Raw genomic sequence first — 25295 nt, forward strand, 5'->3', positions numbered from 1 at the left:
AAATATTAAAGTGACGGAAAATAGCAAGTAACTTGGACCAGTGTTGATCATTTAGCATTGTTCGAGGCATAGCGAGTGTAAAATTGGGTTTGGCGATTTAATTTTACTATCTCGCTATTTTTTTAATCAACAAATGTCAACAGACCCTAATTCTAAACATAAAAAAAACCCCAAGTCTTAATAAGCTTGGGGTTTTTTAGAATTTTGGTCCCGAGGGTCGGACTCGAACCGACACATCATCTCTGATAGTGGATTTTGAATCCACCGCGTCTACCAATTTCACCACCTCGGGAAGGTGTTGAAACGTATAATAAACTGTTTCAAAAACTTGTCAACGCATGATGTTCTCATTTGATTAAAAATAAACCGTATAAGAATTTTTAGATGGATAATCCATCAATTTCAGCGTTAAAACCCAAAAAAGCTTATACTAAGCCAAATTTCATTATCCCCTTTTCAGATTTCTTAACATGCAACTTTCTGACTTTAACTTCAATCTCCCTGACGAACTCATTGCCCGCTATCCGCTTGAAACACGTAGTGCATCACGCCTGCTCCATCTCGACCTGAATGGCGAATACCACGACCATCATTTCACTGACATTTTAGACTTGCTCAATGAAGGTGACTTATTGGTACTCAACGATACCAAAGTGATGAAAGCTCGCTTAAAAGGCAAACGCGCTACAGGTGGTGCAGTTGAGGTTTTGGTTGAACGTATTCTTGATCCAAAAACCGCACATTGCCACATTAAAGCCAGCAATACACCTAAAGAAGGTGCGGAATTATTTATTGGTCCAGACGAAGTTAAAGTGACCGTTCAAGGCCGTCATGAAAACTTATTTGTTGTGGAATTTTCACAGCCTATTTTACAAGTTTTAGATTTATACGGTGCTTTACCGATTCCGCCTTACTTTAACCGTGAAGCAGAAGCGATTGATACCGAACGTTACCAAACTGTTTTTAACGATCCGACCAAATTGGCTTCAGTTGCAGCACCAACAGCAAGCTTACATTTTGATGAAGCGCTACTCAAAAAATTGGCAGACAAAGGCGTAAATAAAACTTTTGTTACCTTGCATGTGGGTGCTGGTACATTCTTACCCGTGCGCACCAATGACATTGAAAACCACATCATGCACAGCGAATGGTGTGACGTATCAGAAGAATCTATGGCTTTAATCCGTGAGACAAAAGCACGTGGCAATAAAGTCATTGCTGTCGGTACTACAGCGACTCGCGCGACTGAAAGTGCAGCTCAAGCCAATGGCGGCGAACTCAAGGGTTGGACAGGTGATACACAAATCTTTATCTACCCAGGTTATGAGTTCAAAGTAGTCGATCGTTTAATTACCAACTTCCATTTACCTGAGTCTACCCTGCTCATGTTAGTGTCAGCGTTGTCTAATCGAGACAATATTTTGAATGCTTATCACCATGCCGTCGACAGCCAATATCGCTTCTTTAGTTATGGTGATGCGATGTTAATTGATAATATTAACCACAAATAAAATTACGCTGAAATCATCCCTATGCCGATAGATTCTGTAAAGCACTCCATCCATATTCGTCGTAAGAAGAATGCTGCGGTTTTTCAGAATATCGCTCGGCTCTGGGATATAGGCCGAAACGCAAAAACTCACCAAGAACTCCTCGATGGGCTGCATCCATGGAATGCACCCATTACGCTCAAATTTGAAAATTTACTGCCGCTGGCTTTAGCCGCGCTGGGTATCAGCTTCATGCTGTTTATTGTGATTCAGCCCGATCATGGCTGGGCACAGCTCTGCTTTGCTGCGGGGTTGGCCATGGTGTTTTGGGCCTATATCAGCTATGAAAAAGATGATCCGCTCGAAGAAGTTATTGCGTTTTTAGAAACCGAATGCATTGCCAGAAAATACCAACTGGCTTTTAACCGACAGCCTCAATACATTTCGATGCCACTGAATAATCTGCAATTTATTGGCAATCTTAAACGCATGTTCCCCGTGTTTAAGCAAGGCAGCCTTTCGAATGACATTCAGACCTTCGCGAGCACCGTTTGGGAAGATGAAAATCAGCAACAGCATCAAGTCATGGTCTTTCATTATCACTATGTGAATGAACTGAAAGTACGTGACAAAGACGGTGATGAAGTCACGGTTAAAGAAATTCATAAAGACCTGTGGGGCGTATTTGTTTTTGATATTGGCATCCATGGACTAGCCGTATCTGCAACAGGCAAAAACTTTGGCTATCCCTATAGTTTTCCTTGGCACAGCAGCGACATTCAAACCAATCAAAAATTAAAGTTTTATGGCGAGAACCAAATGGAAATCGCTAAATTGCTCAGCCCGGGCTTTGTACTCCGACTGGCGGATTTTTTTCAAAACCGTGAAGGTGATCTGCTATTTCATCCGAGCCACCGAATAATGTGCTATCTTGGCTCTACAGATTTATTTAAAGTCAGTAGTAAAGCAAAACGAATTCAGGATGTTTCTGCATTGCGTGGACATCTCAGAACCTTTAAATTAAATGCTTTAGAAAATTTGAAAAACGACTTAACGCAGTTTTTAAAATAGATTTCATTCAATAATGTTTTAAATTACGACCTTTTATCTTGAGGATAAAATTTTATGGGGCTTTTGATCTTTGTTTTAATCATCATTGCATTGGTGATTGGTGCAATCATGATTCGCAACAACATTGTCCGACATCACAATGCAACCATTCGTGCATGGTCAGATGTAGCCAGCTATGAACGTCAAAAAATCAAAATTTTAGATGGATTACAGCCTTTGGTTGAGCAATATTCCAATTTTGAACAAGGGACTTTGGCGAAAGTCACTGAACTCCGTCAAAACATTATGAATTTGAACGTAAATAGTACCGATGTCAGCCAATTACAGCGTATCGAAGCCTTAAATCAAGATCTGATGCGCAGCCTGAATGTTGTAGTTGAAAACTATCCTGAGCTCAAAGCCAATGATATTTATCTTAAAATGATGAATGAAATTGAAGAACAAAACGAAAATGTCGGTGCGGCGATTACTATTTTTAACCGCAACGTCGAGTTGTTCAACAACCACATTCAAGTATTTCCTAACAATATTATTAATACGCTATTGCTGAGTAAAAAAGCGGTTCGCCCTTTCCGCGATCAAGCTGCCAGCCAAAATTTTGATTATCGTCCGAACTTTTAAGTTCGGGCTTTAATGCACAAAAGTAAAAAAAATAATGATGAGGTGATCAAGCACCTCCAAAACTAGAAAGAAAAATAAAATATGCAAAATCAAATTAATGCACTGAAAAATGTGCTGATTCAGGCGTTTTTCAAACTCTATGAGCAGCACCAAGACGACCATATTTACGCATGTACGTTGGTGTTCAATTCCTATTTATCCATGGACTATATCACTGTCTCTACGCAGCGTAGTGTTTTTGCCGAAGATGAAGATTCTGCTCAATATCTTGCAGCGCATGATCGATGGAATGTGCCGAAATGGCGCTATCATAGTGCCCTTTCCCTCGACCAAGACTTGGCGCAGTTTAAACTGACATCTGTAAATGAAGTGGGCCATTTAAACCTTGATCCATCTTCTATAAAAAGTACGATAAAGTCTGAATCGGCTAACCATCTTTCAATCTTGCTCAATGCCATACAACAAACAAAAATCGACTTGGTTCAGTCCTACGGCATAGAACTGGACAATATTCTGTTTTTTATCACGGTCCAGACACAGCCCGAAATAGAAATTTATTCAGCTCAGGTTTTAAATACTCCAAGTACACAACTTGACGATTTTCTCAAATCCAAACAACCCCTCAAGCTCGACAGTTTACCCAAGCGTATGAAGCTGTCTCAGTATGATAAAGACCTGCTGATTGATTTGGCTCAAATCCTTGAAATACAACCTTATAACTATTTACATGTAGCCAATGAAGTCTATCTTTTAAGCTTAGAAAAAAGCTATGCAACCACGAATCCCTATATTCAAAAACTCATTGACAGCATCGTGGCCATGACATCTGACCCGAAAGGCACATTTGCGATGGAAAAAGAAGAAATTTTGCAGCGAATTAACCAGTTTTATTTTAATGCCAAGAGTTCAGATGAAGCCCTGTCACAAGATGCGATCTATAAATTTACAGACTTAACACCCGACAAAGCTAGCGTTTAACCGCAGAATCAAGGAAAATAGAGCACTTTTAGCACTCTTACCATCAGCGAACTGTTTTTTCGCCTTGATCTGGACCTTGTATGAAGTTTGAAAAATTGGCGCAATCGGGCCGTGCTCGTCGCGGCCGTTTAACCCTTGAACATGGTGTTGTTGAAACACCTATGTTCATGCCTGTCGGTACTTACGGTACTGTAAAAGGCATGCTCCCACGTGACATTAAAGAAATTAAATCCCAAGTTATTTTGGGCAATACCTTCCATTTATATCTTCGCCCAGGCCTAGATGTCATTCGTGAACATGGTGGTTTACACCAATTCATGAAATGGAATAACCCGATTTTGACAGATTCAGGCGGTTTCCAAGTCTTCAGCCTTGGCGCTATGCGCAAAATTAAAGAAGAGGGCGTGACTTTCCGCTCTCCGATTGATGGCTCTAAAGTCTTTTTATCTCCTGAAATTTCGATGGATATTCAGCACACGCTGAATTCAGACATCGTGATGATTTTTGATGAATGTACGCCTTATCCTGCGACACATGAAGAAGCGCAAAAATCATTGCAGCTTTCATTACGTTGGGCGAAACGTTGTAAGACTCAACATCATGACGTGCTGAAAAACCGTAATGCACTATTTGGTATTATCCAAGGCGGCATGTATGAAGATTTACGTGATGAATCTTTAAATGGTCTGAAAGAAATTGATTTTGATGGTTATGCCATTGGCGGCTTGTCTGTTGGCGAACCTAAAGAAGAAATGATCAAAGTATTGGATTATCTTCCAGAGAAAATGCCTGCAGATAAACCACGTTACTTGATGGGTGTCGGTAAACCAGAAGATATCGTAGAAGCGGTTCGTCGCGGTGTCGATATGTTTGACTGTGTGATGCCAACTCGAAATGCACGTAATGGTCATTATTTTGTGACCGACGGTTTAGTGCGTATTCGCAATGCCAAATATCGTCATGATCAAAGTCCGCTTGACCCACATTGCGACTGTTATACCTGTACAAATTTCACCAAATCTTATCTCTTCCATCTTGAGAAATGCGGCGAAATGCTCGGTTCAATGCTCGGTACTATTCATAACTTACGTTATTACCTGCGTCTGACTGAAGCGATGCGTGATGCTCTCGATCATGGCACTTTTGATGAGTTTGTTGAAGACTTTTATCGTCGTCGCGGCATGGAAGTGCCACCTTGTCCTCAAGATTAATTCTTTCAGCATTTGCGCTGAAGAAAAAGACAAGGTAAATTGCTGAACAAGTCCAATTTATTTATCAAAGTATTGATAACCAGTTTTTTTAGTTTAGGAAAATGAAATGAGCCTTTTTATTTCTACTGCTCACGCGGCAGGTGAAGCTGCACAGCAACCAAGCATGATGGCAAACCTGTTGATGATTGCGGTATTTGTCGCAATCTTCTACTTCTTGATCTGGCGCCCTCAATCAAAACGTGCAAAAGAACATCGTGCACTAATTGAAAGCCTAGGTGTTGGTAGTGAAGTTGTTTTTGCGGGCGGTTTAATGGGTAAAATCACAAAAATCGAAGGTGATTTTGCAGTTGTTGAACTGAACCGTGGCGTAGAAGTAAAAGTACAACGCGCAAGTGTGATTTCAGTTCTGCCTGAAGGCACTCTAAATAACCTTTAATCAAAAAATAAGTCGTGCACCCGCACGGCTTTTTTCATTTTAAGAAGAAAACGAATGCGTTACCCAGCATGGAAATATCTACTGATTCTAGTGGTACTAGTCATCAGTACATTATATGCCCTGCCAAGTTTGTATCCTGATGAACCTGCTGTTCAAATTTCAGGTGCCAAAGCCGGTACCCAGATTGACCAAAGCATCGTACAAAAAGCAGAGCAGATTTTAAAATCTGAAAATATTGCCAGCCATGACAATAGCTTCACCAATAATGCCGCTTTATTACGTGTTGATTCGAGCGAACAACAATTAAAAGCGAAAGAAGCACTACGTCGTGGGCTCGGTGAAAATTATGTCGTCGCACTGAACCTTGCGCCTACTACCCCAGAATGGCTACAAAAAATTGGTGCTAAACCAATGAAGCTAGGTCTGGATTTACGTGGTGGTGTACATTTCCTACTTGAAGTGGATATGGATAAAGCCATTTCACAACGTATGGAAACGTCTGCGGCTGACTTACGTCGCCAACTTCGTGACAATAAATTAAAATTCAATAGCTTATCTTTGAACAACAACACCATTACGATGCAATTTGCAAATAATGATGACCGTTCTGCAGCTATGGATTTCCTTCGTCGTAACGGCAATGAATATACTCAACAAGCGGTTGCAACAACTGATGGTTCGACTCTTCGTCTAAGCTACACAGATACACGTAAACAAGAAATTCAGTCTTATGCTGTCAACCAAAACTTAACGACTTTACGTAACCGTATTAACGAGTTAGGTGTAGCGGAAGCATTGGTGCAAACTCAAGGTAGCAACCGTATTGTGGTTGAATTACCGGGTGTACAAGATACTGCTGAAGCAAAACGTGTACTTGGTCGTACTGCAAACCTTGAGTTCCGCTTAGTTTCTGACTTAAATGATCAATATATCGATCCTTACACAGGACAAGCAAAAGGCTCATTACCGCCGGGTACAGAAGCTTTTGCTTATGAGTCTTTGGACAGCGGCCGTCAATTATTGCTTAACCGTAACCGTATCTTAACGGGTGAACGTGTACAAAACGCGTCATCAGGCTTTAGCCAAGATACAGGTGGTGCTGAAGTAAATATTACTTTGGACACTGCGGGCGGTAAGTTGATGTCTGAAGCTACTCGTAATGCTGTAGGCAAACGAATGGCTGTTTTGTTCATCGAGAACAAACAAAAAATTAGTTATGTTGCAGATCCTGCAACAGGTACACAAACTGAAGTTCGTACACCTTATACCGAATCTGTAGTCATCAATGCGGCAACGATTCAAGCTGTATTGGGTTCTCAGTTCCGTATTACCGGTCTAGATTCACCTCAAGAAGCATCTGAACTTGCATTGATGTTACGTGCAGGTGCTTTGGCAGCGCCAATGTACTTCGTTGAAGAACGTGTGATTGGTCCGAGTCTCGGTCAAGAAAACATTGACAAAGGCGTATTATCAACTCAAATCGGTTTCTTATTGGTTGCGATTTGGATGGTGGTCTTCTTCCGTGTGTTCGGCTTGATTGCCAACTTTGCACTCGTGGTTAACCTTGCCATGATTTTAACCATCATGTCTTGGATTGGCGCGTCCCTCACCCTTCCGGGTATTGCAGGTATCGTAATTACCATTGGTATGGCGGTCGATGCCAACGTACTGATCTGTGAGCGGATACGAGAGGAAATTAAATGGGGTGCCTCGCCGAAACAGGCGATTGTTGCGGGTTATGATCGTGCGTATAACACCATCTTTGACTCCAACTTAACCACATTCTTGGTTGCTTTCATTCTGTTCGCAATTGGTACAGGCCCAATTAAAGGCTTCGCGGTTACCCTAATGATTGGTATTGTCTGCTCAATGTTCACAGCAATTACTGTGACACGTGCAATCGTACAAATCATTTATGGTAAAAAACGTAACCTGAAGAAGTTGAGCATTTAGGAGATCGAAGATGACTGAAAATACTCAACCGAAACAATACGGCCGTCCGGACAACGAGCGCATTATTCCATTTATGAAGATTGCCAAACCGGCAGCCTTTATATCGATTATTTTAACGCTCGCAAGTATCTTTTTTATTTGCACCAAAGGTCTAAACCTCGGTTTGGACTTTACTGGCGGTGTGGCAGCAGAGTTGAACTATAGTCAACCAGTAAAATCTACCGATGTGAGCTCAGCGCTGACAAAAGCTGGTTTTAAAGATCCTGTAGTACAAACCTTAGGATCTGACCGCGACCTGATGGTTCGTATGCCAGTTCAAAAAGACATTGAAGCTGAAGACTTAACCAAAGCCATTACGACTGCCGCTCAATTGCCGAGCAATAAAGCAGAAGTGCATAAAGTCGATGTGGTGGGTGGTCAAGTCGGTAATGAACTTTACGTGCGTTCTGCGGGTGCTGTAGGTCTTGCCCTACTGCTCATGCTGGTTTATGTCACTATTCGCTTTGAGTTCAAACTTGCGATGGGTGCTGTACTGTCTTTATTCCACGATATCGTGGTGACCATTGGTATCTTTGCCATGATGCAATGGCCGTTTGACTTAACAGTTTTGGCTGCGCTACTCGCGATTATTGGTTTCTCGCTCAACGATAACATCGTTGTATCTGACCGTATTCGTGAAAACTTCCGTAAGATTCGTGGTGCTGAGCCTCTCGAAGTTGTCAACAGTGCATTAACTGAAACACTTCGCCGTACCATTCATACCTCAATGACACTATTACTGGTTGTTGTAGCAATGATGGTACTGGGCGGTGATGGTCTGAAATGGTTCTCTGTTGCAATGTTTGTTGGTGTATTTGTGGGTACATATTCATCAATCTACATTGGTACTGCTTTCGCGCTATGGCGTGGTCTAAACCGTCAAGACTTCATTGTACAAGTGAAGCCTGAATTTGAAGAAGAAGAGATTCCTTAAGCTTTTCGACTTATAGTTCAAATCAAAACCCATCTTCGGATGGGTTTTTTTATGCGACTACGTTAAATAAATGAGCTAGGTAAGATCGCAATAATAGGATGTAATTTTTCAATATCGGATTGTAGGAATTCCACCTGTCGTTTTTGGTCTAGACTTGCAAATTGCCACGTGTCATCTGTTTGCTGTATCACGTTTAAAATTAAATTTAAGCCATTTCGCAAATATACACAGGCTAGATCCGATCTCTCTACCCCTCGCCGTTCATCACAGACCACAAGCCAACCCTCTTGTAATACAGGGGCATAATACGATGCTGTGATGCGAATCAAATACAGGTCTTGAGTGTTTTTAAATAATGCTGAATATTGAGATGAATCATTTGAAATCGGTTTTAACGAAAATGCCTGTGTCTCAACCACCTGCATTTCAAAAAGGACCAAGCTTGCTTGCTCCTCAGTGCAATTATCTTGTTCTATAAACTGAACTTCATCATCTAAACTTCCCTTTATGAGTCCCAATTGTGACTCTAACTCACGTGCAAATTTCTCTCCAATCTGCCGATGACTATTTAATAATTGGGAAATTAAAGGAACCGCTAAGCCAAAATGTTCACACACAGCTTTACCATTTTTAAAGGGGCCTGTTGCAACCCAATGGTCAATGGCTTGTGTTAGATTCTGTCGACGCTTTTCAAAAAGCTCTGAAGGCAGCATAAGCATTCAATTTTATAATTTCTCTCCCCCAATATAATAAAAAACCCGCACGCAGCGGGTTTTTTATACAACTTTATTTTTAGCTACCTTGTACCAATCGACGTGCGCTGATAATGCCCGGTTGTTGTTCTAGACGTGCCAATAGTTTCGATAACTGCGCCAAGCCTTTCACTTCAATCAACAGCTTCATATTGGCAATACCATCACTTTCGGAAATCGTATTCACCTGACGAATATTGATTTGGTCTGAGAAAATCACTTGAGTCAGATCTTTAAGCAAACCACGACGGTCATAAGCTTCCACCACGATTTGCACACTTTGACCACGAGTTGGCTGCATTTCCCAATCCGCTTCAACCGCACGTTCAGGCTCTTGCCCAATCATACGGATATAATCCGGACATGCGACCTTATGGATACTTACGCCACGATTCAGGGTGATATAACCAGCAATCGATTCACCATGCACAGGCTGACAACACTGAGCAATGTGTAGTTCTACATTGTCCAAACCATCAATCAAAATACCATGCGCCGAAAGCGTATGACTTGCACGTGGGTTCAAGGTTGGTTTTAACACCAGTTCAGGCTCATCCTGATCGAGGTGCATATGACGGTTAACCTGATTGATTAAGGCATGTAAGCTAATGTCACCACTCACCAAGCCAATCAATATATCTTCACCCAATTTCACATTAAAATGATTGCAGTAATCATTCAAATCGATACTTTTCGGGTGAATCGCCAAACGTGACAATTCTTTATTCAGAATCTCACGTCCCACTTCCAAGTTTTTACTACGGTCTTGCTGACGGAACCAATGACGCAACTTATCACGTGCACGAGCCGTCTTGATATAACCCAGCGAGTTTACCAACCAATCTCGGTTAGGCTCACGATCTTTCTTGGTTAAAATCTCGACCTGTTCCCCAGTTTTTAGGGTATAGGTTAAAGGTACATAACGTTGGTTCACCCGTGCTGCATAGCACTTGTTGCCCACTTCAGTATGCACATGATAGGCAAAGTCAAGCACGGTCGAACCGCGTGGTAATTCTTTGATATCACCATCACGACTGAACACATAGATTTTCTCAAAATCTTCAAACTCTTGGATTTGTTCGAAGTTTTCAGAAGCCTCATCTTCTTTATGGGCGCTAGCATCATTTCGTTCTTGATAATGTTCAAGCACTGCACGTAAAGAATGTAAGCGATGATTAAATGAATAATCTGTGGTTTTAGAACCTTCTTTATAGTTAAAGTGCGAACACACCCCGAGCTCAGCTTCTTCGTGCATATTATGCGTACGAATTTGCACTTCTAAAGATTTGTTCTCTGCAATCACGGCCGTGTGCAGTGAGCGATAACCATTGGCTTTCGGGTTAGTAATATAATCATCGAACTGATGCGGAATATGACGCCAAATCTGATGAACGATCCCCAATGTGTGATAACACTCAGGTACATTATCCACCAAAACGCGAACCGCTCGAATGTCATAAAGCTGATCAAAGCTCAGGTTCTTACTCTTCATTTTTCGATAAATCGAATAAATGTGTTTCACCCGTCCATTAATCTCGGCCTCAATGCCATGATCTAATAGTTCTTTACGCAACTTTTCTGTCACGAACTGAATATATTGTTCACGCTCTAAACGTTTTTCATTCAGTAAAGAGGCAATTTCTTTATAGCGTTCAGGTGCAAGATAACGGAAAGCGAGATCTTCAAGCTCCCACTTAAGCTGTGCAATCCCTAAACGGTGCGCAAGCGGCGAGTAAATGGTTAAAATTTCTCGTGCGACACGCTCTTGACGCTCTTTGGTTGAGTGCGCTAACTCACGTAATGCATAGGTACGTTCAGAAAGTTTGATTAATACAACGCGAACATCTTCGGTCACCGAAATCAGCATTTTATAAATGCCGGTCAAATGTTCACGCTGGTTATTATTAAAATGATCTTCTAGACGTTTATTTTGCTCAATCAGGTCAGACAACTTACCCATGGCAAGCGTGCCTTTCACCAAAGCATGCACTTGATCGCCAAATTTGCTTTGGACTTCTTCTAAACTGGTTACGCCTTCACGAACACTTCGATACAGCATGGCTGCTGATAACGTATCTTCATCCGCATACAGATGAGCAAGAATATCCGCCATTTCAATACCCGTATAGAAGGTATTCGAGCGATGGTTGACCGTTGTTTCAAGTTCATTCTGTAAGGTCAGATGTGCAACTTCTTCGAGTTGCTTTAGAGGAGCCCCGTCAAACATGCCACTCACACGCTCTAGCCATTCAGCCAAATCATGCTGTGCTTGCTCGGCATGTTCTACAGTCGTTTCCTGTGACAACTCATTGAGACGTCCAGGTAATTGTTCACGTACTGTGACCATACCCTACTCCTAGTTTTCTACGCTTCATAACTTTTGATCGTTTATCTGATTTTCTTTTTCGAACAAAGCAATCGATTCGACATGCCCTGTATGGGTAAACATGTCCATGACACCCGCTTTTTTCAAACGGTAGCCTTGTTGTACCAGCATTCCAGCATCGCGTGCTAGTGTTGCAGGATTACATGACACATAAACGATTCTTTTTGCACCAAATTGGGGCACATAACGCATTATTTCTTCTGCACCAGAACGTGGTGGGTCTATCAATAATGCATCAAATCCTTGTTTTGCCCAAGAATGATGCGAAAAATCTTTTGTTAAATCTTGTGAATAAAATTTCAGTTGCGAAAGGCCATTGTTTTGTGCATTTTCTGCACCACGCTGAACCATTTCTGCACTCCCTTCAACTGCAACGACTTGACCCGTTGAACCCACACATTGAGCAAGTGGTAAAGAAAAGTTTCCTAAGCCACAAAACAGATCTAGAACTCGCTCACCTTGTTGTAACTGAAGCAATTCACATGCCAGTTTCACCATTTGCGGATTAATCGTGGAATTCACTTGCGTGAAGTCTTGAGGATTAAAGCCAAATTCCACAGCAAAGTCACTTAGACCATAGTGCAGACGCATCGGTGCATCGGGATGATCCACGCGATGTAAGCTGTCTGGCCCTTCAGGTTGCAAGTACAGTTGCCACTCTTTATGTAACGCAAATTTTACTAATTGGTTGACATCTTCCGCGCAAAGTTCCGCCGTATGACGAATTAGGAGGGCAATTTCTTGATCTCCCATGGCCAGTTCCATATGCCCAATATCTGCTTTACCTTGCAGACTTTGTAACAATTGTTTGAGTGTGGTGATGGAGCCAAACTCACGATCCAACACCATACAACGGTCAATCGAAGTCAGTTTATTTGACTGGCTTTCACGAAAGCCGACCACGAGCTTATCTTTTGCAGGTAAGTAACGCACACCGATACGCGCTTTACGACGGTAATCTTCACGCAATGAACGTAAAGGAGCTAACCATTGATCAGGTTGTATCCCAGCAAAATGTTGCAAATGTGATTGTAAAACATCTTGTTTTAAACGAATTTGCTCGTCGGGATGAATATGCTGCATGCTACACCCACCACAGACCCCATAATGTGGGCAGGCCGGTTTAACCCGTAGAGCAGACTCTTCACTCAGCAATTCCAGACTGTCTGCTTCTTCGAGACGCTTAACGACATTAGTAATACGCGCATGCACCGTTTCACCTGGCAATGCATAACGAATAAATACTTTCTTACCGTGTTTTTCCGCAGGATGATCTGGATGCGTCCCAAAGTGCGCTATGCCTCGCCCCTCATGTGAAAGCGATTCAACCTGAAATGTATAAATGGGTTGTTGGGCTTTTTGGGGTTTGGCTTTGTGTTTCATGCGTACCTAATGTGTGGAAGATGGGAAATCAGATTGGGTGAATTCGGTACGTTGCGAGGTTTGCTGCCATACCAATAAAAAGTCAGCGTGTTGCGGCTGAGTTTGTAAATATTGAATCGTACTTTGAATCAAGTGCTGATGATCATTCAACAATAACTGTCCTTTCAGCAACAGCCAGCGTAAATAAATCAACCATGTATTGAGCACATCACCTTCACAGTAGCTGGTCAGTTCCATCCACTGTTGTTCACGCACATATTCAGGCACATGGTAGCCACCATCACCACGTTTACCGGGGAAACCAAGTAAATGTGCTGCATCGTCGAGCTTTTGAAAATGACGACCATGGAACATGGCCATGACATCCATCAAATCTACATGACGATGATGATAACGATTCTGGTAGTTATTATAGCGCTTTTGCGTATCAATCTCGCCCTGATCGAACAAACTTGGTGCAGATAGTCCGTGATACATGGCACGGAACAAAATTACAGGCAAATCAAACTGCGAACCGTTCCAACTGACCAAAGTCGGATGTCGCTTTTCAAAAATAGAAACGAATTTTTTTAAAATTTCAGCTTCGCTATTGTCTTCACGGCTAAATGAAAACAACTTCATGCCCTTTTCATCAATCCATAGTCCAGAGATACAGACAATTTCATGCAAGGCTAAACGCTGAAAATCCGTGCCCGCCTCTTGGCGACGCAGTTTAGTCAGTGCAGCATCTAAATCCACCTCAGGCAGATCCAGTCCATACAAATGCGCACCTGACTTCAAATCTGTCAGTGTTTCGATATCAAAAATTAAAACAGGTAAACGCATAAGTACTCACCAGTGCCGATCGGCCACTGTAATTATTCAGGATCAACAACAGAGAATAGACCAGTAGACAAGTATCGGTCACCACGGTCACATACGATGCAAACAATCACGGCATCCGGATTTTCTTCAGCCAATTTAACTGAAGCCCATACCGCACCACCCGATGAGGTACCTGCACTGATACCTTCTGTACGTGCTAAACGACGAGCTGTTTTTTCCGCTTCAATTTGCGGAATATCCATAATGCGATCAACACGTGAAGGGTCAAAAATCGTAGGAAGATATTCTTGTGGCCAACGGCGAATACCGGCAATGTTTGAACCTTCAGACGGTTGTAAACCAACAATTTGAATATCCGGATTTTGTTCTTTTAAATATTTCGAAATCCCCATAATGGTCCCGGTGGTTCCCATTGAGCTGACGAAATGTGTAATTTTACCACCTGTTTGTTTCCAAATTTCAGGCCCAGTAGTAAGGTAATGTGCTTCCACATTGTCTGGGTTACCAAACTGGTTTAGGACTAAACCTTTGCCGTCTTTTTCCATTTGAAGGGCAAGATCACGTGCTTCTTCCATGTTTTCAGATTCGATCAGTTCAGCACCGTAGGCACGCATGGCATCTTTACGCTCTTGGCTAGAACTTGCAGGCATGATCAAGGTCATTTTATAACCACGCATTGCTGCAACCATAGCTAAAGCAATCCCTGTATTTCCGCTCGTCGCTTCAATCAACGTATCACCCGGTTTAATCTGACCACGCTTTTCCGCTTGCATAATCATGTTATATGCAGGGCGATCTTTGACCGAACCCGCTGGGTTATTGCCTTCTAACTTGGCTAATACTGTTGCTTGAGTATGACTTGCCAGACGCTGTAAACGCACTAACGGCGTGTTGCCGACGTAATGGTCTAATAAAAAATCGTCTGCTTGAAAATCAGGGGTTGTATTACTCATTATTCACACCTATATCGAGGTGCGCCTATTGTATGAAAAAATGCCTTTGCCTGCACCCATTTGCCTCGCTTTTTCGTGAAAGTGATTAAAGCACAATCAGTTTTAAATAATCCATGCTAATATTCGGGGCATAAGGAATAAACTGCTTAAACCATGTCAAATATCAACAAAAAGCTTTTTAAACGCCTACACTTAAATCATGCCTATGGTCAGTTGATTGCACTTATTTTCGTGCCGATCACCATTTTGGCTTGTGTCGGTGCGATGTTGGTAATAACAGAAACCTCCAATGCAGCCAAAGCACAACAAAAACAAATGGCTGTCGCGATTCTGACACGCTATCAACCCACGTCAGAATCTGCGATTGATTTGCTGAATCATTACCCTTGGCAGTTTGATCAAGCTCGTAATGCCATGCAAAGCATGTTGAACGAAAAACATTTGATTCGTGCCGCGATTTTAGATCTCAAAGGCAACAACCGCCTGAGCATTGGCTTTCAAGATCAAGATATTTGGCCTGCTTTAAACAGTAAAGCATCTTTTATTGGACCGATTGCACATCAGGGTAACCATATTTATGCCCTGAAAATTTCAGACTCAACCCAGACCCCAGCATGGTTAAGCATTGAACTGGACAATCAACCGCTGCAAATTGCCCGCTATCGCGTGTTAATCGTGTTGATTGCAACAGGCTTATTGACGCTCCTATTACTTTTGCTGTGTTTGAATTTTTATTCACGTCGTTGGATCGCACCAATGTACGAAATTCGCATGCAGTTACAACGTTTAAATGCCGACACCCTAGATCAGCACATGATCATTAACAGTACTGGCGAACTCCGTTTATTACAGCGTGATATTGCCAATGTGGTTAAACGCTTGCATTTCAGTTTCTTAGAGTTACGTGAACATACCGAACAAACTGAAGATGACTTAAGACGCACCCTCGATACTTTGGAAGTGCAAAACATCACCTATCGTCAAGCTCGTGACCAAGCAATCCATGCCAATCAGTCGAAGTCGGTGTTCTTAGCCAATATTTCCCATGAACTGCGCACACCGCTGAACAGTATTGATGGCTTTATTCATCTTTTACTGCGCCAAGGTAACCTCAGTAATGAGCAAAATTTATATCTACAAACGATTCGTAAATCTTCAGCGCATTTATTGGCTTTAATTAATGACGTGCTTGATTTCTCCAAAATTGATGCCGGCAAACTAGAACTCGAAACTGCACAATTCGACTTAGAAGAAGCCGTCTTTGATGTGATGGATATGTTGTCGCCATTGGCAGCGCAAAAGCATATTGATATGACCTTCTACTATGCGGACAATGTGCCGAAATTTGTGGTTGGTGATGCCCTACGCTTCAAGCAAATTTTGACCAACTTAATTTCAAATGCGATTAAGTTCACCCCAGATGGTGAAATTATTGTCCGTGTCCGTATGGAGCATGATGACATCGGTCAATGTCTGCTGCATTTTAGTGTCCAAGACAGTGGTATCGGCCTAAGCGGTACCGACCGTAAGAAACTGTTTGAATCCTTCTCACAAGGTGATGCATCTGTGACCCGCCAATTTGGCGGTACAGGTTTAGGTCTTGCCATTTCCAAACAATTGGTCAGCCTAATGCATGGACAAATTGGTTTTGAAGATAACCAAGAACGTGCCCCAACAGAAAAAGGCTCAACCTTCTGGTTTACTGCGCGCTTTGTGGTGGATGATGAAATTGAAATTGTGCATCCACAATTTAGCAATCTACAAGTTGTGTCTTATTTGGCGCACCCAGCAACTGCCAATGTCCTACGTCATTATTTAGAAAATTATGATGTTGAACATATTGAAACGCAGTCAATCCTAGATTTATTTAGCCGACTCAATCAGTTGCAAACCAACGAAAATACCTGGTTGATCGTCGATCACAGTGGTGACTCCGAAGCCTTACTGAAAGAAATTCGTCATCGTTATAGCGGTAACTTAGCGGTTTATGGCTACCAAATGATGCTCGATCCAAACATGTTGAACGAGTACCGTGCCCGTCCATTGCATCAACCACTCAGCCGTACAGCGCTGATTCAGTTGTTGAGTAATGAGCCGTGGTTTGATCAAGAGCAACATGAAGAATTTAATGGTCAAGGTCTGCACATTTTGGCTGTCGACGATCATTTACCGAACCTGATTGTACTTGAAGCCCTGCTCTCTGAGTTAAATGTGAAAACCACCAAGGCTTTGAGTGGACAAGAAGCCATTGAAATCATTCAAGCTCGCCAAGAGCAAGGTTTGGGGGCTTTTGACCTCATCTTTATGGATATTCAAATGCCAGTGATGTCAGGTGTCGATACCACGCGTGCCATTCGTTCACTTGAGTCGACTTTTGAAAATCATAAGCGCCTTCCAATTATCGCTTTGACAGCACATGCGCTCTCGGATGAAAAACAAAAACTCCTACAAAGCGGTATGGATGACTATGTCACCAAGCCCATTCAAATGGATCAAATTATTCAAATCTTGACCCAATGGACTACCGATAACTTTAAGAAAGTACCGGTTTTAGAGCGCAGTTCAGTGATTGAAGCCCTAGAGCCGAGTATTTTAGATTGGCAACAAAGCTTGCAGTTGGCCGCGAATAAAGAAGACCTTGCAGTCGATTTACTAAAAATGCTCGTCGATAGCTTTGAGCAAGAAATCCATGAAATGGCACAGCTCATCGAAGATGAAGATTTTCCACAATTAGAGCATGTGTTACATCGGCTTTATGGTGCAACCCGCTATGTGGGCGCTCCGACCCTCCAAGAGGTTTCAGGTCAATTTGAGCAATTTGTATCGACCTTACGTAAGGAACGCCGTAAAGCAGATGAAGCTTTTGTTCAAGAAACCCTGAACCGTTTTGATGAGTTAAAAAATGTCATGGCGCAAGTTGAACACGCGGCTCAACAAATCTTAGCCAAACAAAATAATTAAGCACAGTCCGACTAAAGTCAGTGCCGTCCAGCTTCTGTTGTGACTGCACTGTCATGTATCCTATCAGGGTGCATGCTATGCTCGGGCGCAGAAACAACAAGAGTAATTACCATGGCTTTATTACGTGTAGAAAAAAATAATGGCATTGCAACGGTTTACTTAAACCGTCCAGAAAAACGTAATGCAATGAGCTTTGCATTGCTCAAAGAATTGGTTAGCACCGCTGAAAAATTAAAAAAAGATCGTAGCTTACGCTGTGTCATTTTAACGGGTGAAGCCAATGTATTTAGTGCTGGCATTGATTTGGCTGACCTCAATGATCCAAAAAATCGTGCCTATGCCGCGTGGGAGCTGTTAAAGCCCGGTCAAAGTTTATTTCAAAAAGCCTTTCTGATTTGGCAACAACTTCCTGTGCCGGTGATTGCCGCACTTGAAGGCTTTTGTTTTGGTGCAGGCATGCAACTTGCCTTGGCTGCCGATATCCGTATTGCCCACCCGAAAACGCAAATGTCGATTATGGAAAGTCGTTGGGGTTTAGTCCCTGATATGGGCTTAACTCGCTCGCTCAAAGGTGTGATTGGACTGGATTTAGCCAAAGAATTAACCTTAACAGCACGTATTTTTGACGCAGAATATGCCAAGGATATTGGCTTAGTGACGCATTTAAATGTACAGCCTTTGCTTCAGGCACAGCAGTTAGCCGAAGAATTATCACAACGTTCACCAGATGCCTTGGCAGCGGCAAAACAAGTGCTAGATGCTATGGAACATAGTCCAAAACGCTCTTTACGCTTAGAAAAAATCTGGCAATTTAAATTACTGCTCGGCAAAAACAGCCAATTGGCACGTAAAAAAGATAAGAACCCAGAGGTTCAGTTTTTACCACGCCAATATAAGTAAAATAGTCACACAGGATAGATTGAGTACAGCACATGGCGTTTGATCGTAATACAAAAATTGCATTTCTAGGTATGGGGCTGATGGGTAGCCGTATGGCCACGCGTCTCATTCAGGCAGGATTTGAAGTTGCGGTATGGAACAGAACTGCCGCTGCGTGTGATGAGTTGATTGCGATTGGCGCGACAGCGCTTCAATTGGAGAAGATTGCCCATTATCCTGTGGTTTTATCTTGTCTCGCAGACGATGCTGCTGTTGCCGCGGTGTATGCAAGCATCGAAACCCATTTAGCGGCAGGACAAATTATTGTCGACTTCTCGAGTCTTTCTGTGAATCAAACCCATCAATTGGCTCAAGCTGCAAAGTTAAAACAAGTCACTTGGATTGACTCTCCTGTTTCGGGGGGCACAGCAGGCGCTGAGCAAGGCACCTTGGTCATCTTTGCCGGTGGTGATGCTCAAACGATTCAAGATTTGAGTCTGATTTACAATGTTTTATCTCAACGTGTTACTCGCATGGGCGACTCAGGTACAGGTCAAGCCACCAAAATTTGTAATCAGCTGATCGTCGCTGCCAATAGCACGTTAATCGCAGAAGCTGTCGCACTGGCCGAGAAATCAGGTGTAGACACCACGTTATTAGCACCAGCGCTTGCCGGTGGTTTTGCAGATTCAAAGCCTTTTCAGATTTTAACTCCACGTATGGCAACACATCAGTTCGAGCCCGTGCAATGGAAAGTTCAAACTTTATCTAAAGACCTGAATAATGCAGTCCAACTGGCCGCCGAGTTTGAGTTAAGCATCCCTGTTGCCAGCCTTGCTTTATCGCAACTCAAAGCCCATCAGGACAATGGTTTTGCAGAAAAAGATTTAGCCACCATCATTCAACATGTCGAACAAAACTAACGACTTTCACTTTAGAAGTAAATTGCTTCAAGGACGATATACATGACTCAGCTCGCGGTTAATTTATCCATGATTTTTACCGAAGTGCCGTTGTTAGAGCGTTTTGCTTTGGCTCGTGAACATGGTTTTAAGCATGTAGAAATTCAGTTTCCGTATGAGCTGAGTATTGAGCAAATCCAAACCCAGCTCACTATCAATGATTTAAGCCTGTGTTTAATTAATGTCCCTGCGGGTGATTTGATGCAAGGCGGCGATGGTCTTGCGGGAGTTCCGGGGCGTGAAAATCAATTTCATCAGGCCTTAGAGCAATGTATTCGCTATGCCACTGCGTTAAATGTACCGAGTGTCAATATTTTAGCCGGCAAACAGCCACAAGATGCAGACTTACTCCCATGTTTAAATACCTTGTCGAGCAACCTTAAACTGGCATGCCACATGTTGTCCGAACATCATATTCAACCGGTATTTGAGATGATTAATGGCACTGATATGCCGCGCTTTTTGGTGCAAAATATTGCCCAAGCTCAGGAAATGCTTGAAGCTGTACAACACTCTACTTTGAAGATGCAATATGACTGCTACCACATGGCGATGATGGGTGAAGATATTCTCAGTACTTTGGCAGAAAATATTCAGGATATCGGTCACATACAGTTTGCTGACTGTCCGGGGCGACATGAACCTGACTCAGCGCAGATTCCATTTGCAGAGATTTTTAAATGGTTAGATCAAAGCCAATATACAGGTTACATCGCGGCTGAATACCGACCACGAAGCAACTCATCACATTCTTTTGCGTGGAAAGACAAATACTTCCCTCATTTAGCCAATGGTCAATGACGTGTTGATTTGAAATTCAGCAACAAAACCGCTATATTAGAACATGTAAAATTGTCAGGAAATCATACCCTCTATGAATTTAGAACCATCGCCCAGCGCTTCTAATTCTCTCGATCTCGCAAAATCAACGCAAATCAAAGACGTACAAGCTTGCTTAGCTGTTGTACGTGAAGCACTTGAAGATGTAAAAGCCAAAGATATTATTGAACTTGATATCAGCACTATCAGCAACGTAGCAGATGCGATTGTTATTGCGAGCGGTACTTCAACTCGTCACATTAAGTCTCTTGCAGACAACGTGGCAGAAGAAGCACGTAAAGCTGGATTCCGCCCTATCGGTGTTGAAGGCGAACGTGATGCTGAATGGATCCTGATTGATCTCGGTTTTGTAGTGGTACATGTGATGTTACCTACAGCACGTAAATTCTATGATTTAGAAAGCTTATGGCGTACAGCTCCAGAAACTGTAGCTTAAGCTTCCAAAAAAAAGCGACCTAATTAGGTCGCTTTTTTTATCCCTTCACTTTATACACGGACAATCAGCTTCATGGTGTTTTACCCCCGACACTAAAGCAGTTGGTGTAAATCCACCTCAGGATAATTGGCTTTAATTTTCAGCTTGGTTTGTGCATAAACTTGGTCTGCACGCATCGGGCCATAAAAGTCACAATACACTTCATAAATGCTCGTTAAAACTTTGGCATAACTGGTCAAAGGCAAAAACTCGACAAAACTCGCTGAATTAATTTGTGCATTTGCCGCAATTGCCAGCCCGATTTCTTCTAATTGCTCAATCACATCTTGGGTGAAATCAGCCTGATCTGTAGATTTCACCGTCAGCATGACTGACTCGATAAAGCCTAAAAAGGCCTCGCTAATGGTCTCTGCAATGAGCTCGTCTTCTTGCTCCTGCTCCTGCGGTTTTTCAACCCTTAACAGTTCCTGCTTTTCTAAGGTAGATAACTCATACAAGACTTGCTTCAGCATATCTTTACGATAAAAGCGTAGCTCTTCTGTGGTACAGATATCATTTAAGAAGCGATTTAAGACAAATGACGGTTTCATGCTGTACTGCTGCTCCCAGTGCCGTAGTGCACTGTCGAGTAAAGTCCCATGAATAAATTGTTGTAAGCCTTTTTCTAAAGCTTCGCGGCGTTGTGCCAAATTCAACAGTTCGGTGCTCATTGCATTACTCCTGTTAATGACGTTTGGTCATATCATCCGTTTCAAAAGTCACATCTTTTTGAAACTCGGGATAAGACAATTCAGCATGCTCGGTATAGTCCAAACCACGTTGTTCATGTTGCTTACTCACCCGTAAGCCACCCAACAATTTATCTAAGACCTTAAATACAATGAACGCAACGCCAAAGCCCCATAAAAAGGCTGCAATCACTCCAAGCCCTTGTATCGCGATGACATCGCCATTAAACATATTATTTTCAAGGAAGATCCCTGCAGCCAATGTTCCCCATGCGCCACAGAATCCATGCACGGTCACCGCATCAACCACATCATCCAGTTTCATTTTTTCCATGAGCATTGGTAGGAAGGTCACCATCACACCTGCACATAAACCGGTGATGACCGCATACAGTGGAGACATCGTTGCACAGCCTGCCGTAATGGCAACCAAGCCACCCAGTGAGGCATTGATCGTACTGCGGATCAAAATGGCTTTAGATCGGATGAGACAGAGCAACATATATGCAACCACGGCAGCACACGCCGCAAGATGCGTATTTAAAGCAATACGTCCTACGCTGACATTGGCATTAATGGTCGAGCCTGCATTAAAACCAAACCATGCTAACCATAAAATAAAACCGCCTAATGCTACCAAAGGTAAGTTATGCCCTGGTAAATAATGGCTTTGCCCATTGCGTCCAAATCGACCCAAACGTGGTCCCAATACAATGATGCCAGCCAAGGCAACCCAGCCGCCCATTGAATGCACCACGGTCGAACCTGCAAAGTCGATAAATCCGAGTGCTTTTAACCAACCGTCTCCGCCAAATAAACTGCCCCATGCCCAACTACCAAAGACAGGATAAATCAGACCTGAGACAACGGCCGCACTCACCACATAAGCGACAAAATGAATCCGCTCTGCCATTGCACCACTGGCAATGGTGGTTGCCGTTGCAGCAAACATCATTTGGAAAAATAGAAGGTTCCAGTGCCAATCATCCAGTTGATCGGGTGCAAAATGACTGAAGCCAAACCAGCCCGTGGTATTGACCCCAAACATCAGACCAAAACCCACCAACCAAAACACCAGACCACCCAAGCAGGCATCCATGTAGTTTTTCATGAGTACATTCACGGTATTTTTACTGCGAACTGAACCACTTTCGATCATGGCAAATCCGGCTTGCATAAAGAACACCAAGATACCGCCCAGTACCACCCAAATACTGTCGAGCGAGATACGAATTTCTTGAATATTACTGGCGATTTGCGGGTCAACTGCCCATGCAGTCGATGTCAGGACACTCAGAAACAGTGCCATCAAGTATGTTTTTTTCATGATTATTCCCCCAAGAATAACCATGCTGTGCAAAAAGAATACCAAATTTCAGACAATTAATTATTTTTCAATGCATTGCGTCACAAAACCAGTTCGCGACAATATTTTGAATCACTGAGATCGAATTTAATGGAACAAAACAGCTCATCGATCTGTACCTTGGTTTCAAAACACGCATCAATTTGATTCAAGCACCTGATGCGCTAAATATTTGTGCACTTTTAGTGTGAAGCATTCATTAATCAAAAGCCAAGAAAATAAAAGCGAAGAAAACAAAAAACCACCCGAAGGTGGTTTAAATCTTCCTCAATCCCGCTTTATCACAGCGGGACTTTGGCAATATGGATTAATGACCACCGCCATTAATGGCTTTTGTCATATCTTCCACAACTTTCTTCGCATCACCGAAGATCATCATCGTTTTATCATTATAGAACAAGTCATTATCTAGACCTGCGTAGCCTGTAGCCATAGAACGTTTGATCACCATAATGGTACGTGCTTTATGTGCTTCAAGGATTGGCATGCCGTAAATTGGAGAACTTGGATCGTCTTTTGCCGCTGGGTTCACCACGTCGTTCGCACCAATCACCAGTACTACATCTGTTGCTGGGAAGTCTGAGTTGATCTCGTCCATTTCAAGAATGTCTTCGTATGCTACATCAGCTTCAGCTAAAAGTACGTTCATGTGGCCCGGCATACGACCTGCCACAGGGTGAATCGCAAAACGAACTTTTACACCTTGCTCTTTTAAGATTTCACACAATTCTTTCACGGCATTTTGTGCACGACCTTGCGCCATACCATAACCAGGTACGATCACCACGCTGTCCGCATTTGACATCAAGAAGCCAGCATCGTCTGCAGAACCTGAACGGTGATTACGCTGTGCTTTTTCACCATTATCCGCTGCAGCTACTGCGGTACCACCCATTGCACCACCAAACAAAACGTTGATGATTGAACGGTTCATGGCTTTACACATGATGTAAGACAGAATCGCACCCGATGAACCAACCAGTGAACCTGCAACAATCAGCATGTTGTTTTCAAGCGTGAAACCAATCCCTGCTGCTGCCCAACCTGAGAACGAGTTCAGTAGCGATACCACCACTGGCATATCACCACCGCCTACTGGCGCAATCCATACCCAACCAAATGCAAGTGCAAGAACAGTCATTGCCCAGAAAGCATTCATGTTGCCTGTAGTGAAGAAGTAGATACCACACGCCAACATCGCAAGGAAAATTAAAGCTTGAACAGGTTTTACCCATCCACCTGAAATGGTTTTTGCCCATTTCTTCGCAGCCAATTTACCGTAAGCAAATACCGACGCTGTGAATGTAATCGCACCAACGAAACAGCCTACAAACAATTCAAATAAATGAACTTTGCTCATGTGGGCATGTTCTACACCCGCTGCTGTTAATACCGCTTCATTCTCCGCGAATGCCGCAGTCAATTGGTTGTTATGTAGAATCGCAGCGATCGCAATCAGTACCGCAGCCAAACCGACCAATGAGTGCATCAATGCCACAGTTTCAGGCATTTGCGTCATCGGAACTGTTTTTGCACGTGCAATACCAACGACCGCACCCAACACCATTGCACCCACAATCATCCAAATCACTGGATGATCTGCGACAAAGAATGTGGTGATTACAGCAATTGCCATTGCGATCATGCCATAACGGTTACCTTGAATCGCAGTTTTTGGACCAGACAAACCACGCAACGTTAAGATAAAAAGAACGGCACCAATCAGGTAGAACCAATCCGCATATTCTTTAATGAATTCCATGGATTAACCCTCTTTTTTCTTTTGCTTAGGTTTAAACATTTCAAGCATACGTGCAGTCACCGCAAAGCCACCAAAAATGTTGATACTTGCAAGGAAAACGGCAACCGCACCTAAAATACTTACCACGTTAATGCTTTGGAACTGTACGCTTGCATCCACAATGCCTGGGATGCCAACGGTTTGAATCATCGCACCAACGATAATGATCGATGACAAAGCATTGGTTACAGCCATTAATGGTGTATGTAGCGCAGGTGTTACCCCCCAAACCACGTAGTAACCAACAAAGATTGCCAAGACAAAAATAGTAATCGTTTCAACCATGATGA

At 42.8% G+C, this 25295-nt stretch carries 22 protein-coding genes and 1 tRNA gene; 13 read left to right on the forward strand and 10 right to left on the reverse strand.

Going from position 1 to position 25295, the window contains the following annotated elements; genetic code table 11:
• Positions 1–205 precede the first annotated feature (205 nt).
• A tRNA-Leu gene (locus tag FTV38_RS11755) sits at positions 206–292 on the reverse strand.
• 178 nt (positions 293–470) lie between these two features.
• Here FTV38_RS11755 and queA point away from each other — a divergent pair.
• The 8 genes from queA to secF all read left to right on the forward strand — a co-directional run bounded on the left by queA (position 471) and on the right by secF (position 8733).
• A complete protein-coding gene (gene queA, locus FTV38_RS11760; protein ID WP_078191326.1) occupies positions 471–1511 on the forward strand; it encodes a tRNA preQ1(34) S-adenosylmethionine ribosyltransferase-isomerase QueA in 1041 nt (346 codons plus the stop codon).
• Between the two features lie 21 nt (positions 1512–1532).
• Positions 1533–2561 carry a hypothetical protein gene (locus FTV38_RS11765; protein WP_180022569.1) on the forward strand — a complete coding sequence of 343 codons (1029 nt, stop codon included), beginning with the start codon at positions 1533–1535 and terminating at the stop codon, positions 2559–2561.
• Between the two features lie 54 nt (positions 2562–2615).
• Complete coding sequence (locus FTV38_RS11770) at positions 2616–3182, forward strand: LemA family protein (RefSeq protein ID WP_078191268.1); 567 nt, start codon at positions 2616–2618, stop codon at positions 3180–3182.
• Between the two features lie 81 nt (positions 3183–3263).
• Positions 3264–4160 (forward strand): DUF4303 domain-containing protein, encoded by an 897-nt coding sequence (locus FTV38_RS11775; protein WP_180022570.1) that lies wholly within the window; start codon positions 3264–3266, stop codon positions 4158–4160.
• Between the two features lie 80 nt (positions 4161–4240).
• Positions 4241–5371, forward strand: coding sequence for a tRNA guanosine(34) transglycosylase Tgt (tgt, locus tag FTV38_RS11780; RefSeq protein ID WP_078194179.1), 1131 nt, complete (start codon positions 4241–4243; stop codon positions 5369–5371).
• 106 nt (positions 5372–5477) lie between these two features.
• Positions 5478–5807 carry a preprotein translocase subunit YajC gene (yajC, locus tag FTV38_RS11785; protein ID WP_078191271.1) on the forward strand — a complete coding sequence of 110 codons (330 nt, stop codon included), beginning with the start codon at positions 5478–5480 and terminating at the stop codon, positions 5805–5807.
• Between the two features lie 54 nt (positions 5808–5861).
• Positions 5862–7760: a protein translocase subunit SecD gene (gene secD / locus FTV38_RS11790; RefSeq protein WP_180022571.1), complete on the forward strand. Its 1899-nt coding sequence runs from the start codon at positions 5862–5864 to the stop codon at positions 7758–7760.
• A gap of 10 nt (positions 7761–7770) precedes the next feature.
• The gene (gene secF / locus FTV38_RS11795; RefSeq protein ID WP_078194181.1) at positions 7771–8733 is read left to right on the forward strand and encodes a protein translocase subunit SecF; all 963 of its coding nucleotides are present in this window, start codon (positions 7771–7773) and stop codon (positions 8731–8733) included.
• Between the two features lie 62 nt (positions 8734–8795).
• Here the strand turns inward: secF and FTV38_RS11800 are convergent, their stop codons facing one another.
• From FTV38_RS11800 to cysM, 5 genes are all read right to left on the reverse strand, one after another.
• Complete coding sequence (locus tag FTV38_RS11800) at positions 8796–9446, reverse strand: hypothetical protein (RefSeq protein WP_180022572.1); 651 nt, start codon at positions 9444–9446, stop codon at positions 8796–8798.
• Positions 9447–9525: 79 nt separating this feature from the next.
• The gene (locus FTV38_RS11805; RefSeq protein ID WP_078194183.1) at positions 9526–11832 is read right to left on the reverse strand and encodes a bifunctional (p)ppGpp synthetase/guanosine-3',5'-bis(diphosphate) 3'-pyrophosphohydrolase; all 2307 of its coding nucleotides are present in this window, start codon (positions 11830–11832) and stop codon (positions 9526–9528) included.
• A gap of 24 nt (positions 11833–11856) precedes the next feature.
• Entirely contained in the window at positions 11857–13254 is a 1398-nt protein-coding gene (gene rlmD / locus FTV38_RS11810) for a 23S rRNA (uracil(1939)-C(5))-methyltransferase RlmD (protein ID WP_180022573.1), read from the reverse strand.
• A gap of 6 nt (positions 13255–13260) precedes the next feature.
• The gene (locus FTV38_RS11815; RefSeq protein ID WP_180009011.1) at positions 13261–14079 is read right to left on the reverse strand and encodes a 3'-5' exonuclease; all 819 of its coding nucleotides are present in this window, start codon (positions 14077–14079) and stop codon (positions 13261–13263) included.
• A 32-nt stretch (positions 14080–14111) separates the two neighbouring features.
• Positions 14112–15032 carry a cysteine synthase CysM gene (gene cysM / locus FTV38_RS11820; RefSeq protein ID WP_078191278.1) on the reverse strand — a complete coding sequence of 307 codons (921 nt, stop codon included), beginning with the start codon at positions 15030–15032 and terminating at the stop codon, positions 14112–14114.
• A 153-nt stretch (positions 15033–15185) separates the two neighbouring features.
• Here cysM and FTV38_RS11825 point away from each other — a divergent pair, with 153 nt between their 5' ends.
• From FTV38_RS11825 to rsfS, 5 genes are all read left to right on the forward strand, one after another.
• Positions 15186–17993, forward strand: a complete 2808-nt coding sequence (locus FTV38_RS11825) for an ATP-binding protein (RefSeq protein ID WP_180022574.1) — start codon at positions 15186–15188, stop codon at positions 17991–17993.
• Positions 17994–18104: 111 nt separating this feature from the next.
• Positions 18105–18893 carry a crotonase/enoyl-CoA hydratase family protein gene (locus FTV38_RS11830; RefSeq protein ID WP_180004603.1) on the forward strand — a complete coding sequence of 263 codons (789 nt, stop codon included), beginning with the start codon at positions 18105–18107 and terminating at the stop codon, positions 18891–18893.
• 32 nt (positions 18894–18925) lie between these two features.
• Positions 18926–19795 (forward strand): NAD(P)-dependent oxidoreductase, encoded by an 870-nt coding sequence (locus FTV38_RS11835; RefSeq protein ID WP_180022575.1) that lies wholly within the window; start codon positions 18926–18928, stop codon positions 19793–19795.
• 42 nt (positions 19796–19837) lie between these two features.
• Positions 19838–20635 carry a hydroxypyruvate isomerase family protein gene (locus FTV38_RS11840; RefSeq protein WP_078191282.1) on the forward strand — a complete coding sequence of 266 codons (798 nt, stop codon included), beginning with the start codon at positions 19838–19840 and terminating at the stop codon, positions 20633–20635.
• Positions 20636–20708: 73 nt separating this feature from the next.
• Positions 20709–21110, forward strand: coding sequence for a ribosome silencing factor (gene rsfS, locus FTV38_RS11845; protein WP_078191283.1), 402 nt, complete (start codon positions 20709–20711; stop codon positions 21108–21110).
• Between the two features lie 92 nt (positions 21111–21202).
• Here rsfS and FTV38_RS11850 read toward each other — a convergent pair whose 3' ends face one another.
• From FTV38_RS11850 to FTV38_RS11865, 4 genes are all read right to left on the reverse strand, one after another.
• On the reverse strand, positions 21203–21820 hold the full coding sequence (locus tag FTV38_RS11850) for a hypothetical protein (RefSeq protein WP_111885449.1): 618 nt from the start codon (positions 21818–21820) through the stop codon (positions 21203–21205).
• A gap of 13 nt (positions 21821–21833) precedes the next feature.
• A complete protein-coding gene (locus tag FTV38_RS11855) occupies positions 21834–23165 on the reverse strand; it encodes an ammonium transporter (protein WP_180022576.1) in 1332 nt (443 codons plus the stop codon).
• 346 nt (positions 23166–23511) lie between these two features.
• Positions 23512–24966 (reverse strand): NAD(P)(+) transhydrogenase (Re/Si-specific) subunit beta, encoded by a 1455-nt coding sequence (locus FTV38_RS11860; protein ID WP_078191286.1) that lies wholly within the window; start codon positions 24964–24966, stop codon positions 23512–23514.
• A 3-nt stretch (positions 24967–24969) separates the two neighbouring features.
• Positions 24970–25290, reverse strand: a complete 321-nt coding sequence (locus FTV38_RS11865; RefSeq protein WP_180008997.1) for a proton-translocating transhydrogenase family protein — start codon at positions 25288–25290, stop codon at positions 24970–24972.
• Positions 25291–25295: the final 5 nt, after the last annotated feature.

Origin of the sequence: Acinetobacter sp. YH16044, from assembly GCF_013417145.1 — a bacterium.
GTDB classification, from domain to species: Bacteria; Pseudomonadota; Gammaproteobacteria; order Pseudomonadales; family Moraxellaceae; genus Acinetobacter; species Acinetobacter amyesii.

What these genes read in the sequence shown, in the direction of transcription:
- queA (WP_078191326.1), top strand. Translation starts at nt 471, where the DNA reads ATGCAACTTTCTGACTTTAACTTCAATCTCCCTGACGAACTCATTGCC.
- FTV38_RS11765 (WP_180022569.1), top strand. Translation starts at nt 1,533, where the DNA reads ATGCCGATAGATTCTGTAAAGCACTCCATCCATATTCGTCGTAAGAAG.
- FTV38_RS11770 (WP_078191268.1), top strand. Translation starts at nt 2,616, where the DNA reads ATGGGGCTTTTGATCTTTGTTTTAATCATCATTGCATTGGTGATTGGT.
- FTV38_RS11775 (WP_180022570.1), top strand. Translation starts at nt 3,264, where the DNA reads ATGCAAAATCAAATTAATGCACTGAAAAATGTGCTGATTCAGGCGTTT.
- tgt (WP_078194179.1), top strand. Translation starts at nt 4,241, where the DNA reads ATGAAGTTTGAAAAATTGGCGCAATCGGGCCGTGCTCGTCGCGGCCGT.
- yajC (WP_078191271.1), top strand. Translation starts at nt 5,478, where the DNA reads ATGAGCCTTTTTATTTCTACTGCTCACGCGGCAGGTGAAGCTGCACAG.
- secD (WP_180022571.1), top strand. Translation starts at nt 5,862, where the DNA reads ATGCGTTACCCAGCATGGAAATATCTACTGATTCTAGTGGTACTAGTC.
- secF (WP_078194181.1), top strand. Translation starts at nt 7,771, where the DNA reads ATGACTGAAAATACTCAACCGAAACAATACGGCCGTCCGGACAACGAG.
- FTV38_RS11800 (WP_180022572.1), bottom strand. Translation starts at nt 9,446, where the DNA reads ATGCTGCCTTCAGAGCTTTTTGAAAAGCGTCGACAGAATCTAACACAA.
- FTV38_RS11805 (WP_078194183.1), bottom strand. Translation starts at nt 11,832, where the DNA reads ATGGTCACAGTACGTGAACAATTACCTGGACGTCTCAATGAGTTGTCA.
- rlmD (WP_180022573.1), bottom strand. Translation starts at nt 13,254, where the DNA reads ATGAAACACAAAGCCAAACCCCAAAAAGCCCAACAACCCATTTATACA.
- FTV38_RS11815 (WP_180009011.1), bottom strand. Translation starts at nt 14,079, where the DNA reads ATGCGTTTACCTGTTTTAATTTTTGATATCGAAACACTGACAGATTTG.
- cysM (WP_078191278.1), bottom strand. Translation starts at nt 15,032, where the DNA reads ATGAGTAATACAACCCCTGATTTTCAAGCAGACGATTTTTTATTAGAC.
- FTV38_RS11825 (WP_180022574.1), top strand. Translation starts at nt 15,186, where the DNA reads ATGTCAAATATCAACAAAAAGCTTTTTAAACGCCTACACTTAAATCAT.
- FTV38_RS11830 (WP_180004603.1), top strand. Translation starts at nt 18,105, where the DNA reads ATGGCTTTATTACGTGTAGAAAAAAATAATGGCATTGCAACGGTTTAC.
- FTV38_RS11835 (WP_180022575.1), top strand. Translation starts at nt 18,926, where the DNA reads ATGGCGTTTGATCGTAATACAAAAATTGCATTTCTAGGTATGGGGCTG.
- FTV38_RS11840 (WP_078191282.1), top strand. Translation starts at nt 19,838, where the DNA reads ATGACTCAGCTCGCGGTTAATTTATCCATGATTTTTACCGAAGTGCCG.
- rsfS (WP_078191283.1), top strand. Translation starts at nt 20,709, where the DNA reads ATGAATTTAGAACCATCGCCCAGCGCTTCTAATTCTCTCGATCTCGCA.
- FTV38_RS11850 (WP_111885449.1), bottom strand. Translation starts at nt 21,820, where the DNA reads ATGAGCACCGAACTGTTGAATTTGGCACAACGCCGCGAAGCTTTAGAA.
- FTV38_RS11855 (WP_180022576.1), bottom strand. Translation starts at nt 23,165, where the DNA reads ATGAAAAAAACATACTTGATGGCACTGTTTCTGAGTGTCCTGACATCG.
- FTV38_RS11860 (WP_078191286.1), bottom strand. Translation starts at nt 24,966, where the DNA reads ATGGAATTCATTAAAGAATATGCGGATTGGTTCTACCTGATTGGTGCC.
- FTV38_RS11865 (WP_180008997.1), bottom strand. Translation starts at nt 25,290, where the DNA reads ATGGTTGAAACGATTACTATTTTTGTCTTGGCAATCTTTGTTGGTTAC.